General features: G+C 68.2%; 14 protein-coding genes. 13 read left to right on the top strand and 1 reads right to left on the bottom strand.

What is annotated here, in order from left to right; genetic code table 11:
• The first annotated feature begins 2 nt into the window (after positions 1-2).
• The 13 genes from EOV43_RS09845 to EOV43_RS09785 all read left to right on the top strand — a co-directional run bounded on the left by EOV43_RS09845 (position 3) and on the right by EOV43_RS09785 (position 12,586).
• The gene (locus tag EOV43_RS09845) at positions 3-755 is read left to right on the top strand and encodes a cell division protein FtsQ/DivIB (protein WP_239022066.1); all 753 of its coding nucleotides are present in this window, start codon (positions 3-5) and stop codon (positions 753-755) included.
• 323 nt (positions 756-1,078) lie between these two features.
• A complete protein-coding gene (gene ftsZ / locus EOV43_RS09840) occupies positions 1,079-2,302 on the top strand; it encodes a cell division protein FtsZ (protein WP_128221128.1) in 1,224 nt (407 codons plus the stop codon).
• Positions 2,268-3,008: a purine nucleoside phosphorylase YfiH/LACC1 family protein gene (locus EOV43_RS09835; protein ID WP_239022065.1), complete on the top strand. Its 741-nt coding sequence runs from the start codon at positions 2,268-2,270 to the stop codon at positions 3,006-3,008. The genes ftsZ and EOV43_RS09835 overlap by 35 nt, the downstream gene beginning before the upstream one ends.
• The gene (locus EOV43_RS09830; RefSeq protein WP_128221127.1) at positions 3,005-3,703 is read left to right on the top strand and encodes a YggS family pyridoxal phosphate-dependent enzyme; all 699 of its coding nucleotides are present in this window, start codon (positions 3,005-3,007) and stop codon (positions 3,701-3,703) included. The genes EOV43_RS09835 and EOV43_RS09830 overlap by 4 nt, the downstream gene beginning before the upstream one ends.
• A 55-nt stretch (positions 3,704-3,758) precedes the next feature.
• A complete protein-coding gene (locus EOV43_RS09825) occupies positions 3,759-4,241 on the top strand; it encodes a cell division protein SepF (protein ID WP_128221126.1) in 483 nt (160 codons plus the stop codon).
• A gap of 6 nt (positions 4,242-4,247) precedes the next feature.
• A complete protein-coding gene (locus EOV43_RS09820) occupies positions 4,248-4,526 on the top strand; it encodes a YggT family protein (RefSeq protein ID WP_239022064.1) in 279 nt (92 codons plus the stop codon).
• A gap of 185 nt (positions 4,527-4,711) precedes the next feature.
• On the top strand, positions 4,712-5,470 hold the full coding sequence (locus tag EOV43_RS15860) for a DivIVA domain-containing protein (protein WP_128221125.1): 759 nt from the start codon (positions 4,712-4,714) through the stop codon (positions 5,468-5,470).
• 180 nt (positions 5,471-5,650) lie between these two features.
• Entirely contained in the window at positions 5,651-6,160 is a 510-nt protein-coding gene (locus EOV43_RS09810; protein ID WP_128221124.1) for a TraR/DksA family transcriptional regulator, read from the top strand.
• Between the two features lie 117 nt (positions 6,161-6,277).
• Positions 6,278-6,889: a signal peptidase II gene (gene lspA, locus EOV43_RS09805; RefSeq protein ID WP_206611306.1), complete on the top strand. Its 612-nt coding sequence runs from the start codon at positions 6,278-6,280 to the stop codon at positions 6,887-6,889.
• Complete coding sequence (locus tag EOV43_RS09800) at positions 6,886-7,824, top strand: RluA family pseudouridine synthase (RefSeq protein WP_128222255.1); 939 nt, start codon at positions 6,886-6,888, stop codon at positions 7,822-7,824. The genes lspA and EOV43_RS09800 overlap by 4 nt, the downstream gene beginning before the upstream one ends.
• On the top strand, positions 7,811-8,308 hold the full coding sequence (locus EOV43_RS09795; protein ID WP_128221123.1) for a GNAT family N-acetyltransferase: 498 nt from the start codon (positions 7,811-7,813) through the stop codon (positions 8,306-8,308). Before EOV43_RS09800 ends, EOV43_RS09795 begins: the two co-directional genes overlap by 14 nt.
• A 130-nt stretch (positions 8,309-8,438) precedes the next feature.
• Positions 8,439-11,999, top strand: coding sequence for a DNA polymerase III subunit alpha (gene dnaE, locus EOV43_RS09790; protein WP_128221122.1), 3,561 nt, complete (start codon positions 8,439-8,441; stop codon positions 11,997-11,999).
• Positions 11,996-12,586, top strand: coding sequence for a hypothetical protein (locus EOV43_RS09785; RefSeq protein ID WP_128221121.1), 591 nt, complete (start codon positions 11,996-11,998; stop codon positions 12,584-12,586). The genes dnaE and EOV43_RS09785 overlap by 4 nt, the downstream gene beginning before the upstream one ends.
• Here EOV43_RS09785 and EOV43_RS09780 read toward each other — a convergent pair.
• A complete protein-coding gene (locus tag EOV43_RS09780; protein ID WP_239022063.1) occupies positions 12,575-13,279 on the bottom strand; it encodes an LON peptidase substrate-binding domain-containing protein in 705 nt (234 codons plus the stop codon). The genes EOV43_RS09785 and EOV43_RS09780 overlap by 12 nt on opposite strands.
• Between the last annotated feature and the right edge of the window lie 81 nt (positions 13,280-13,360).

Here is a 13,360-nt window from a genome sequence, read left to right as displayed (position 1 = left end):
CCGTGGCGACGGACGCCGACGCTCGTCGGGAGCGCGACGAGGAGCGGATGCGGCGACGCTTCGCGCGTCGTCAGTGGGCCCGACGCTGGGGCGTGTGGCGTCCGTTGCTGGCAGCCTTCGCCCTGGCGGTGGTGGTCGGTCTCGGTGTCTGGGTGGTGTGGTTCTCCACGCTCCTGGGCGTCGACGAGGTGCAGGTCACCGGTCTGGGGCATCTCGACCAGGCTCAGGTGCTGGAGGTCGCCGGAGTCAAGGAGGGCACTCCGCTGGTGAAGGTCGACACCTCGAACGTGGAGCGTCGGGTCAAGGCGCTCGCGCCGGTCCTCGACGTGACCGTGAGCCGTCGTCTCCCGGGGACGCTGACGCTGGACGTGACCGAGCGCGAGGCCGTGGCGATCACGGTCCTGGCCGGCAAGTGGAACGGCGTCGACGCTGACGGTGTGGTCTTCCGCCAGTACGCCAAGATGCCGCGCGGTCTGCCGCGTCTCAAGCTGGTCGGTCAGGTGGACCCCGAGGTGCTGCGCGAGGGTGCGCAGGTGGTGGCGTCGCTGCCGGACTCCTTGGCCGCCGACGTGCGTCGGGTCGAGGTGGAGACCGTCGACCACATCACCCTGGTGATGCGCGGTGGTCGCACCGTGCTGTGGGGGAGTGGTGAGGACTCGGCCGACAAGGCTGCCGTGCTCGCCGCGCTGGTGAAGGCCAGCCAGGACACGCACTTCGACGTGAGTGTCCCGGGCCATCCGGTCACGGCGCACTGACGGTGCTGACCTCATCGACGGTGTGCTGAGCGCCGACTTCGCACCACCTGTCACGCCCGTCACAGGTCCCGACCGAAAAAAATTTGGTCACGAAACCCGTGACACGCCGGGCCCGGGTTTCACTCCGGGGTGTGTTCGTGCTTACTCTCATCATACGAGAGGTTGACATAACTATAACCCTCAGGCTCACGGTTAGGGTTCGTGGGACGAGGGTTGTGGTGGGGGAGAGCAGGCTGGTCCTGCCACCTTCGGGCCGACCGTGCACAACCACCGAAGAGTCAGAGCCGGTCGCGAGCCGGACGTACGCAGGAAGGCGCGTAGACGTGGCAGCAGCCCAGAACTACCTGGCGATCATCAAGGTCGTGGGCATCGGTGGAGGTGGCGTCAACGCCGTCAACCGCATGATCGAGGTCGGCCTCAAGGGTGTCGAGTTCATCGCGATCAACACCGACGCGCAGGCACTCCTCATGTCCGACGCCGACGTGAAGCTCGACATCGGTCGTGAACTGACCCGCGGTCTCGGCGCAGGCGCCAACCCCGACGTCGGCGCTCGTGCGGCCGAGGACCACTCCGACGAGATCGAAGAGGTGCTCAAGGGCGCCGACATGGTCTTCGTCACCGCTGGTGAAGGTGGTGGCACCGGAACCGGTGGCGCTCCCGTCGTCGCCCGCATCGCCCGCTCGCTCGGCGCCCTGACCATCGGCGTCGTGACCCGCCCCTTCGCGTTCGAGGGTCGCCGCCGCGCGAACTCCGCGGAGGAGGGCATCTCCAAGCTCCGCGAAGAGGTCGACACCCTCATCGTGATCCCCAACGACCGACTGCTGTCCATCAGCGACCGCAACGTCTCGGTCCTCGACGCCTTCAAGCAGGCCGACCAGGTCCTGCTGCAGGGTGTCTCCGGCATCACTGACCTGATCACCACCCCGGGTCTCATCAACCTCGACTTCGCCGACGTCAAGTCGGTCATGTCCAACGCGGGCTCCGCCCTCATGGGCATCGGCTCGGCCCGCGGCGAGGACCGCGCGGTCGCTGCTGCCGAGGTGGCCGTCTCCTCGCCTCTGCTCGAGGCCTCCATCGAGGGTGCCCACGGCGTCCTGCTCTCGATCGCCGGTGGTTCCGACCTCGGCCTGTTCGAGATCAACGAGGCCGCCGCGCTGGTCGCTGACGCGGTCCACCCCGAGGCCAACATCATCTTCGGTGCCACCATCGACGACGCCCTCGGTGACGAGGTCCGAGTGACGGTGATCGCTGCGGGTTTTGACGGCGGCATGCCGAAGCGCCGTGAGTCGGGCGCGACCCTGGGTCGTCCCTCCTCGCAGGCCTCGGCCGCTGCCGCTCCCGCAGCCCCCACCACGCCGGCCGCCCCCGCGCAGCCGGCTCCCGTTGCCCAGGCTCCGGCCACCGCTCCTGCGGCCCCGGCCCAGCCGGCGCAGCCGTCCCAGCCGCCGGCCGCTCCTGTGGCCCAGCCGGTAGCTGAGCGTCCCCGTGTCCAGCGCAAGGTGGAGTTCGACGATGACGACCTGGACGTCCCCGACTTCCTCAAGTGAGGACGCCGACCTCTACCTGCACCGTGACCGCGTGAGCGGTGCGGTGCAGGTGGAGGTCGCGTTCACCTCGAACATGATCGACGTCGCCGAGCGTCCCCAGGAGCCCGGCGCCGTCGAGGCCGCCCTGGCCGTGCTCGAGGAGTCCCTCACCGTGCCGGTCGCCCGGATGCGCCAGGTGCACGGGATCGGGGTCCACGAGGTGCGCCTCGTCGACGGTCGTCCCACCGAGGTGCCCGAGGCCGACGCCCTGGTCACCACCGAGCGTGGTGTCGCCCTGATGACGCGCAGCGCCGACTGTGTGCCGGTCCTGCTGGCCGACGTCACCAACGGCGTCATCGGTGCCCTGCACGCGGGTCGTGTGGGTTTCGACGACGGTGTCGTCCCAGCCGCCGTCGAGGCGATGCGTGAGCTCGGCGCCGAAGAGATCACGGCGTGGCTCGGTCCTGCCGCGTGTGGCCGGTGCTACGAGGTGCCGGCCGAGATGCGGGCCGACGTCGCCGGTCGCCACCCCGCTGCCTGGACCGAGACCCGGGTCGGGACTCCGGCCCTGGACGTCGTCGGGGGAGTCCGTGAACAGCTGGTTGACGAAGACGTCGACGTCCTTGACCTCCCGATCTGCACGATGGAGGACGAGCGCACCTTCTCGCACCGTCGTCAGCAGGGTGCCGCGGGTCGCGCGGCCGGACTCGTCTGGATGCGCCCGTGACGAGCCGTGAGCAGTTCCTGTCCGAACGCCTCGCCACTGTGCGGGCGCGGATCGACGACGCCGTGAGCGCCGCCGGTCGCACCGACGACGTGCAGTTGATCGTCGTCACCAAGTACTTCCCGGCCTCCGACGTCCGGCTGCTGGCCGGGCTCGGGGTCACCGAGGTGGGGGAGAACCGCCACCAGGAGGCGAGCGAGAAGTCGGACGAGTGTGCCGACCTCGGTCTGTCCTGGCACTACATCGGTGGTCTCCAGAGCAACAAGGCCGCTGCGGTGGCCCGTTACGCCTCGGTCGTGCAGTCGGTGGACCGGCCCAAGTTGGTGGCCCCACTCGACCGTGGTGCCGGCGAGTCCGGTCGTGTCGTGGACGTGCTGCTCCAGGTGAGCCTGGACGACCCCGGTGCCGACCACCGTGCTGGTGTCCTTCCCGCCGACCTGTCGGCCCTGGCTGATCAGGTCGCCGCAGCGGAGCACCTGCGCCTGCGCGGTCTGATGGCCGTGGCTCCTCTGGGGGAGGAGCCTGCGCGGGCGTTCGAACGACTGGCACAGGTGCGTGCGTCGTTCCTGAGTGACCACCCCCAGGCGCGAGTGCTCTCGGCGGGCATGAGCGGTGATCTGGAGGAGGCCGTGGCCCACGGGGCGACACACGTGCGTGTCGGCTCAGCGATCCTCGGCCCTCGTCCCCCCATCTTGTAATGTCCGAAAACACCCTGCCGTCCCTCCGGGGCGGCGCGAACCGGAGGAATCTGTCATGAGCGGCGCGATGCGCAGGATCGGCGAGTACCTCGGCCTGCTCGAGGACACCGGGCGGTACGACGACTACAAGGACGACGCCGCCGACATCGAGACGACCATGGTCGGCCACGCTGAAGAGCCGCGCCGCCCTGCCCCGGTCGCCGACATCTCCGAGCGGCGTCGCCCGACGCCGGTCCCGAGCACCCCCACGGTGGCTGAGTTGAGCAAGATCCTGACCCTGCACCCGCGCACCTACAACGAGGCGCGCACCATCGGTGAGAACTTCCGTGACGGCATTCCCGTCATCATGAATCTCTCCGACATGAGCGACGCCGACGCGAAGCGCCTGGTCGACTTCGCCGCCGGTCTGGTGTTCGCCACCCGCGGCAGCATTGAGCGCATCACCAACAAGGTGTTCCTGTTGTCGCCCCACAACGTGACCGTCGCGGCCGAGGACAAGGAGCGGCTGGTCGACAGCGGCTTCTTCAACCAGAGCTGATCGCCGGTGTTCTTCTCGCTGCTCGCCCTCGTCGTGGGGGTGTTCATGATGCTGCTCTTCGTCCGTCTCGTGGTGGACTGGGTTCAGGTCTTCGCTCGTCAGTGGGTTCCGCGAGGTGCTCTGCTGGTTGTCCTGGAGGGCGTCTACTCCGCAACGGACCCGCCGATCAAGCTGGTTCGTCGTTGGGTGCCCACCCTGCGTCTGGGGAACGTGGGCATCGACCTGAGCTTCATGCTCGTCTTCTTCGCCTGCTGGCTGCTCCTCGCAGTCCTGCAGTCGCTCTAGAACCTGTGAGTTCTCCCCGCCTCCATGGGCGGGGAAGGCCCGCTTCCGTGGTGCCGTCGCGTGGGTGGAGATGACTTCACCGTCGCCACGTTGGCATCATGGGTACCGCAACACGCCTCGGGGACTGGCGCTATTGTTCCCACTAGTCAGAACCAAAGTTTTCTATGAAGAGATTGGGTGAGGTCATGCCGCTGACGCCTGAGGACGTGAGCAACAAGCGCTTTACTCCTGTCCGGCTCCGTGAGGGCTACGACATGGGTGAGGTCGACCAGTTCCTGGACGAGGTGGAGGCCGAGCTGGCCCGCCTCACCAAGGAGAACGACGACCTCCGGGCCAAGCTCGCTGCTGCCCAGAGTGCTGCTCCCGCGCCGGCTGCCTCGCCGTTCGCGATCACTCCGGAGCCCGTCGCCGCTCCCGAGCCGGTCAAGGCTCCCGAGCCGACCCCCGCTCCGGTCGCTGCGCCGATCGCCGCTCCGGTCACCGAGACCATCAAGGTCGAGACCGTCGCCGGCGCGTCCAACGCCGCTGCCCGCCTCCTCGAGCTGGCCGGCCGCAACGCCGACGAGCTCGTCGAGAGCGCCAAGGACGAGGCCGACCGCATCGTCGGCGAGGCTCGCACCAAGGCCGAGCGTCTCGACGTCGAGTCGAAGACCAAGGCCGACCGTGTCGAGGCCGAGGCACGCCAGCGTGCCCAGATGCTTGACTCCGAGACCGCTGAGCGTCGCATCCAGATGTTCGGCGACCTGGAGAAGGAGCGCGACAAGCTCAACGGTGAGGTCGAGACCCTGCGCTCGTTCGAGCGTGAGTACCGTTCGCGCCTGAAGACCTACTTCACCCAGCAGCTGGACGCCCTCGAGGGGTCCACCAGCCTGGAGTCCCCGGCGACCGGCGAGGTCTCCGCGCCGAAGCGTCTGCGTTCCATCCTGGGTGACGACGAGGGCTGAGCCCTTTCTCGCACGCGGTTCTGCAACGACGGCCGTCCCCTCTGGGGGGCGGCCGTCGTGCGTTGTCGGATCGTGACCGGTCCGAGTCCGGGCATGCCTTGAGCCCTGCGCCGGCCTTGCATAGCGTCACGTCAACTGCGCGGAACGGGCCGCGCGGCACGAGCCTCGCGGGAGCCCATCATGGCCAGCACCACGTCGACCAGAGACGCCAGCACCACCGTCAGCGGTCCGGCAGCGACGGGCAAGAACGTGCGCGTGCCCCGTCGTCGTCGACCGAAGGTGTCCGAGAAGCTGCTGGCCGGGTTGGCGCACAAGCCCGACGAATCGGCCTGGACCGCTGAGGAGGTCGTCGAGGTGCTGGACGCCCTCGACGAGCACCGCACGAGGGCCGAGGGTCTGCTGGCGGTGCTGGAGCACGAGGTCAACGGCCTGATGAAGGACGCCGGCGACGGTGCCGGGCAGGACCAGGCCGACGTGGGTTCCACCACGCTGGAGCGTGACCAGGAGCTGCAGTTGATGGCCGCCGAACGCGCCACCCTCGACCAGGTCGAGCGCGCCTGGGAGCGGGTCTTGGACGGCACCTTCGGGACCTGTGAGAACTGCGAGGAGCCGATCGGCAAGCTCCGGGCGATGGCTTTCCCACGTGCCACCCTGTGCATCGACTGCAAGCAGCGTCAGGAACGCCGCTGACCCGCGGCCCCGCGTTCAGCCCCGGAGCGGGCGTCCCGCGTCGAGCTGGGGGAGCCGCAGCGAGTCGGCGCGATGAATGTGCTGCGCTTGGCCGCTCGTGGGAGCATGGCTCCTGCCATGCACTCTGACCTCGACGCTCCTGCCCGCCCGCGGGCCCGCGTCATCTTCTGGCTCAGCGCGGTGGCGCTCTTCCTGGTGGACCTCTCCACCAAGGAGTGGGCGCTCTCGGCGCTCGCCGACGGCCCGGTGGACGTGATCGGGGACTGGTTCCAGTTCCGTCTGGTCTTCAACCCCGGCGCGGCGTTCAGCACCGGGACCGGTGTCACCTGGGTGTTCACGGCGATTGCCTGCGTGGCGACCGTGACCGTCCTGTGGCTCAGCCGTCGTCTGCGCAGCCCGTTGTGGTCCTTCGGTCTGGGCATGCTGCTCGCCGGAATCGTCGGCAACCTGTTCGACCGCATCTTCCGTCAGCCGGAGGCGTTCCACGGGCACGTCGTGGACTTCCTGAGCTTCGGAAGCTTCCCGGTGTTCAACGTCGCCGACATGTGCATCAACGTGGCCGCTGCCGTGATCGTGCTGCAGACCTTCCGTGGCGTCCGTCTGGACGGCACCCGGGAGCGCGACGATGACGACGACACAGCGGCGCAGGCCCCGGCAGGCCAGAACCCGGTGAGCCCCGAGGCTCCCGTGGAGCAGGACCCGATCGACCAGCAACAGGAGCACCGATGACCACCCACGCAGACCAGCGCACCGTCTTCGTCCCCGAGGGCCTCGCCGGCGAGCGCGTGGACGCCGCGATGTCGCGCATGTTCGGCTTCTCCCGCACCCGCGCCGCGGAACTGATCGCGATGGGCAACGTCCACGTCGACGGTTCCCTCGTCGCCAAGAGCGACCGGGTCGCCGCGGGCGTCATGCTCGACGTCGTCTTCCCGGTCGAGACCGACCCGCTCGAAGTGGTCCCCGAGATCGTCGAGGGGATCAAGATCATCCACGACGACGACGCCATCGTCGTGATCGACAAGCCCGTCGGTGTCGCCGTGCACCCCAGCCCCGGCTGGACCGGTCCGACCGTCGTGGGTCACCTCGCCGGTGCCGGTTTCCGGATCTCCACCTCGGGTGCCTCCGAGCGTCAGGGCATCGTCCAGCGTCTCGACGTCGGCACCTCGGGCGTCATGGTGATCTGCAAGTCCGAGCACGCCTACTCGGTCCTCAAGAACGCCTTCCGCTACCGCACGGTCGACAAGACCTACCACGCACTCGTCCAGGGCCACCCGGACCCGCTGCAGGGCACCGTCGACGCCCCGATCGGTCGCCACCCGAAGTACGACTACAAGTTCGCGGTGATGGCTGACGGTCGTCACAGCATCACGCACTACGAGACCCTCGAGGCGCACCGCTTCGCGAGCCTCCTGGAGATCCACCTCGAGACCGGTCGTACGCACCAGATCCGTGTGCACATGTCCGCGCTCAAGCACCCCTGCGTGGGCGACATGACCTACGGCGCGGACCCGACGCTGGCCCGTCGGGTGAACCTGGAGCGTCAGTGGCTGCACGCGGTCAAGCTCGGTTTCGAGCACCCGGAGACCGGCGAGTACGTGACGTTCGAGTCGACCTACCCCGACGACCTCGCGCACGCGCTCGAGGTCATTCGTGACGCCCACTGAGCCTGGCCCGGCCGGGGCGTCGCTGACGCCTGACGACGTCCTCCTGCGTCCCGCGGGGGAGGACGACGTGGTCAGGATGGCGGCCCTGCAGGTGCAGGCCCGTCGTGCGGCACCGATGCCCGGCGTGGTCGATCCTGAGGTCCTGGCCGCCGACCTGCGTGCAGGCCTGGGCGACGACGAGTTCTGGATCGCGGAGCGCGACGGCGAGGCGGTCGGCTACGTCCGGTTCGTGCGTCCCGACGCGACGCGGGTCGGATGGCTCGACGACCTCTACGTCGACCCGAACGCTTCCGGTCAGGGCGTCGGCACGCTCCTGCTCGAGTTCGTCCAGGCGTCGTTGCCCGGTGGTTTCGGTCTGTGGGCGTTCGCCGAGAACGCCCCCGCCCGCGCGTTCTACCGGGCCAGTGGCCTGCGTGAGCGGGAGTTCGTCCCCGCTGCGGACTCGCCGACGGGCGAGGACGAGGTGCGGATGACGTGGCCGTGACCACGTCCTGAGGTCGTCGCGGCGCAGGGGCCTGCGCCGGTGACCTTGCCTCGCCTACTCTTGAACAGCATGTCCCACCCGCTGGTGCCTGGAGTCCGCTCCATGCCCGGAAGGAGCACCCCACCCTCCCATGTCGGTCGCCAACGACTCGTTCGCCCATCTGCACGTCCACACCGAGTACTCGATGCTGGACGGCGCCTCACTCCTCGACGGACTGTTCACCCGGGTCCGCGACCTGGGCATGACGTCGATCGCGATGACCGACCACGGCAACCTGCACGGTGCCTTCGACTTCTGGCAGAAGGCCCAGAAGTACGACGTGAAGCCGATCATCGGCATCGAGGCGTACCTGACGCCCGGCACTCACCGCGGTGAGCGCAAGCGCGTGAAGTGGGGGCGCGGGAATGCGGCCGAGGAGGGCGGCGACGACGTCGCCGGTGGTGGCGCCTACACCCACATGACCATGTGGTCGGAGACGACCGAAGGCATGCACAACCTCTTCCGTCTCTCCTCGCGTTCCAGCCTCGAGGGCTACTACTTCAAGCCCCGCATGGACAAGGAGATCCTGGCCGAGCACAGCAAGGGCCTGATCGTCTCCACCGGTTGCCCCTCGGGCGCGATCCAGACGCGTCTGCGTCTGGGCCAGTACCGCGAGGCGATGGAGGAGGCCGGCGAGCTCCAGGACATCTTCGGTGTCGACAACGTCTTCCTGGAGTTGATGGACCACGGCATCAGCATCGAGAAGCGGGTCCGCGACGACCTCCTCAAGCTGGGCAAGGAGATGGGCATCCGTCCCATCGCCACCAACGACTCCCACTACAACAACCCTGAGGACGCCGACGCCCACGACGCACTGATCTGCGTCGCGTCGGGCAAGCGCCTCAGCGACCCCAACCGCCTCAAGTTCGACGGCGGTGGCTACTACATCAAGTCGGCCCAGGAGATGCGTGCGCTGTGGGCCGACGAGTTCGGCATGCCCGAGGCGTGCGACAACACCGTCGAGATCGCGGAGCGCTGCAACATCAGCTTCGAGTACTCGACCGGTGGCTACATGGCCAACGCGCAGATCCCGGCCGGTGAGACCGAGGAGGGCTGGTTCCGCAAGGAGGTGTGGCGGGGCATCGAGCACCGCTACCCCGGCGAGCGGATGACCCAGGAGGTCAAGGACCGCGTTGAGATGGAGCTGGGCGTCATCGCCCAGAAGGGCTACTGCGGTTACTTCCTCGTGGTTGCCGACTTCATCCAGTGGTCCAAGGACAACGGCATCCGCGTCGGTCCCGGTCGTGGTTCGGGTGCGGGATCCATCGCGGCGTACGCGCTGCGCATCACCGACCTCGACCCCCTCGAGCACGGCCTCTTCTTCGAGCGATTCCTCAACCCTGAGCGTCCCTCGATGCCTGACTTCGACATCGACTTCGACGACGCCCGTCGCGGCGAGGTCATCCAGTACGTCACCGAGAAGTACGGCTCGGAGCGCGTCGCCCAGATCGCGACGTTCGGTCGTCTCAAGGCGAAGGCTGCGATCAAGGACGCCGCGCGCGTCCTCGACCACGGTTTCGCGATCGGTGACCGCATCACCAAGGCTTTGCCGCCGGACATCATGGGCAAGGGCGTCCCGCTCAAGGACCTCTTCAACTCCGAGCACAAGCGTTACAACGACGGCGCCGAGTTCCGGGCTCTCTACGAGCAGGACCACGACGTCCGAACGATCTACCAGACCGCTCTCGGTCTGGAGGGTCAGATCCGCAACTGGGGTGTGCACGCGGCTGGCGTGATCATGTCCTCGGAACCGTTGATCGACATCGTCCCGATCATGTCGCGACCGCAGGACGGCGCTGTCATCACCCAGTTCGACTACCCGATGTGTGAGTCGCTGGGTCTGGTCAAGATGGACTTCCTGGGTCTGTCCAACCTGCGCATCCTCGAGGACGCGGTCACCAACATCAAGGCCAACCGCGACATCGACATGGTCCTGGAGGACCTGCCGTTCGACGACAAGGCCACCTACGAGCTGATGGGCCGCGGCGACACGCTCGGCATCTTCCAGCTCGACTCCTCGGGCATGCGCGCGCTGCTGCGTTCGATGCAGCCCGACAAGTTCGCCGACATCACGGCTGTCTCGGCGCTGTACCGCCCGGGCCCGATGGGTGCGGACTCCCACAACAAGTACGCGCACCGCAAGAACGGCCGCGAGCCGATCACCCCGATCCACCCGGCGCTGGAGGAGGCGCTGGAGCCTGTTCTCGGTGAGACCTACGGTCTGATCGTGTACCAGGAGCAGGTCATGGCGATCGCCCAGGTGCTGGCCGGCTTCACCCTGGGCGCTGCAGACAACCTGCGTCGCGCGATGGGCAAGAAGAAGAAGTCCGAGCTGGACAAGCAGTTCGCGGGCTTCGAGGCGGGCATGCTGGAGCGCGGCTACCCGGCCGACGCGGTCAAGACCCTCTGGGAGATCCTGCTCCCGTTCTCCGACTACGCGTTCAACAAGTCGCACTCGGCGGCGTACGGCGTCATCACCTACTGGACGGCCTACCTCAAGGCCAACTACCCGACCGAATACATGGCCGCACTCCTGAACTCCGTCAAGGACGACAAGGACAAGATGGCCATCTACCTCAACGAGTGTCGTCGGATGGGCATCAAGGTGTTCCCGCCCGACGTCAACGAGTCGGCGTTCAACTTCACCGCGGTGGGCACCGACATCCGTTTCGGTCTGACCGCTGTGCGCAACGTCGGCGGCAACGTCGTCGACGGCATCATCGCGGCGCGTGAGGAGAAGGGCCGCTACACCGACTTCAACGACTTCCTGGCCAAGGTGCCGGCGCAGTCGTGCAACAAGCGCGTCATCGACTCCCTGATCAAGGCCGGCGCCTTCGACGACATGGGTCACTGCCGGCGTGCGCTGGTGGCGATCCACGAGACGGCCGTCGACCAGTACGTCGACATCAAGAAGAACGAGGCCATCGGTCAGGACTCGCTCTTCGCGGGTCTCGACGACGCCGACGACGGCGGCGGATTCGGGGTCACGGTGACGATCCCCGAGATCGACGAGTGGGACAAGATGACGAAGCTGGGCCACGAGCGCGACATGCTCGGCCTCTACGTCTCCGACCACCCGCTGATGGGTCTCGAGCACGTGCTCTCCAACGGCACCGACGCGACCATCGGTTCGCTGCTCACCGACGAGGAACGTCCGCACGGACAGACCGTGACGGTGGCCGGTCTGGTGACGCAGGTGCAGCGCAAGATCACCAAGCGTGGCGACCCGTGGGCGACGCTGACCCTGGAGGACCTGCAGGGTTCGATCGAGGTCCTGTTGTTCCCGTCGTCGTACCAGCTCGCGGCACCGCACCTGCAGCAGGACGCGATCCTGCGGATCAAGGGCCAGCTCTCCAAGGACAAGGAGCAGCCCGAACTGCGTGGCCAGGAGGTGTCGGTCCCCGACATCACCGACGGCCCCAGCGGTCCGGTCGTGCTCTCGCTGCCGGCGACGCGGTGCACGGAACCGATCGTCGAGGGCCTGCGTGACGTCCTGCAGTCCCACCCGGGCATGACCGAGGTGCGTCTCAACCTGCAGATGCGCACGATGACGCGCGTCATGAAGCTCGACGACCGCCTTCGGGTGACGCCGTCCTCGGCGTTGTTCGCGGACCTCAAGCAGTTGCTGGGGCCCGGGTGCCTGGCCCAGTGACGTCCGACGCAGCGACCAGCAGTGCCGTGAAGCCGACGCTCGTGCGTGCCGCCTGGGTGGTGGGTCTCGGCCTGCTGCTCGGTGCGGTCGCCGGCGTCGTCTGGGAGGCGTGGTGGACCCCGCCGACCGGTGCGGCACTGGGCGGTCGTTGGCTGCCCGACACCGCGGGATCCACCGAGGTGGTGGACGCGTTCGGCACCTTCGCGGTGGTCGGGGGAGTGCTCGGCGTCGTCTACGGCCTGGCGGTCGTGCTCGTCGCTCGGGGACGCGACGTCGTGACGGCGCTGTCGCTGTTCGTCGGTGCGTTGCTGTCCGCCCGGGTGGCCGAGGCAGTGGGCGGCTGGCTGGGCCCGGAGGACGCCGATGCCGTCGCCGCGCAGGCGGAGGACCTCACCCCGATCGTGCGTGACCTCGTCCTCCCGCCGTCCACCGCGTCGTGGTGGCCCGACTGGCTGGGCAGCACCGTGCTGCTGGTGCCGGCGTTCGCGGCGCTCTCGATCGTCGTCGTGGTCAACCTGGCCGGGTGGGGCCCGAAGCAGAAGGCCGAGCCCGTCGTTCGGGTGGACCCAGCCGACTCAGTTGGGTGACCAGCGGGTCCGTGCGATGTCGCTGGCCGGCAACGACGGGATGGCTGCCATCGCTCGCAGTTCGTCGCCGATCAGCGTCGACAGCATGGTGAGCCGGTCGCCGGTGGTGTGCGCCTCCAGCAGGTCCTGACGCTGCGGCAGGGGCAGCGGGGTCCGGGCCGACAACGTCCACGAGAGGTACTCGGGGTCCTGGGGGAGTGAGCCCAGGATCGGTTCGTCGCGCCACTGCTCGAGTTCGGTGCGCAGCGACTCGTAGCGGCGGCGAGCCTTCGCGCCCAGCAGATCGTCACCGGGCACCGGACGCGGTTCGTCGACGAGTGCGACCCTCGCCACCACGTAGGGCTGTTCCTGCACCACTTGGGAGAGCCGGAAGCGTCCGCGGACCACGCAGTCGACGGCGTAGCCGCCGCCGGCGGAGGGGCGTGCGTCGACCAACTGCACGAGGCAACCGGTGCGGTACATGGTCTGCACGCCGTGCTCGCCGACCTCGTACCCCTCCTTGATCGCGACGCTGCCGAAGAGCCGTTCGGTGGGGTCGGCGACGTCGAGGAGGTCCTCGACCATCGCCCGGTAGCGCTCCTCGAAGATGCGCAGGGGCAGGGACTGTCCCGGGAAGAGGACCGCGCCCAACGGGAAGAGAGGGAGGTCGCGGTGTTCGGCGGGGCGCTGCTCGGCACCGTGCTCAGAGGTCACGTGAGCAAACGTACGTCCTCCGCACCCGTCCGGGGCAACGGGCCGAGGCAACGATCCACCCGAGGGGCGAACTACAATCGG

This window comes from Nocardioides yefusunii (assembly GCF_004014875.1).
Classification (GTDB): Bacteria; Actinomycetota; Actinomycetes; order Propionibacteriales; family Nocardioidaceae; genus Nocardioides; species Nocardioides yefusunii.
Note: the sequence above shows the minus strand (reverse complement) of the source record. Positions and strands in the feature narration are given on the sequence as shown.

What these genes read in the sequence shown, in the direction of transcription:
- EOV43_RS09835 (WP_239022065.1), top strand. Translation starts at nt 2,268, where the DNA reads ATGACGACCTGGACGTCCCCGACTTCCTCAAGTGAGGACGCCGACCTC.
- EOV43_RS09825 (WP_128221126.1), top strand. Translation starts at nt 3,759, where the DNA reads ATGAGCGGCGCGATGCGCAGGATCGGCGAGTACCTCGGCCTGCTCGAG.
- EOV43_RS15860 (WP_128221125.1), top strand. Translation starts at nt 4,712, where the DNA reads ATGCCGCTGACGCCTGAGGACGTGAGCAACAAGCGCTTTACTCCTGTC.
- EOV43_RS09810 (WP_128221124.1), top strand. Translation starts at nt 5,651, where the DNA reads ATGGCCAGCACCACGTCGACCAGAGACGCCAGCACCACCGTCAGCGGT.
- lspA (WP_206611306.1), top strand. Translation starts at nt 6,278, where the DNA reads ATGCACTCTGACCTCGACGCTCCTGCCCGCCCGCGGGCCCGCGTCATC.
- EOV43_RS09800 (WP_128222255.1), top strand. Translation starts at nt 6,886, where the DNA reads ATGACCACCCACGCAGACCAGCGCACCGTCTTCGTCCCCGAGGGCCTC.
- dnaE (WP_128221122.1), top strand. Translation starts at nt 8,439, where the DNA reads ATGTCGGTCGCCAACGACTCGTTCGCCCATCTGCACGTCCACACCGAG.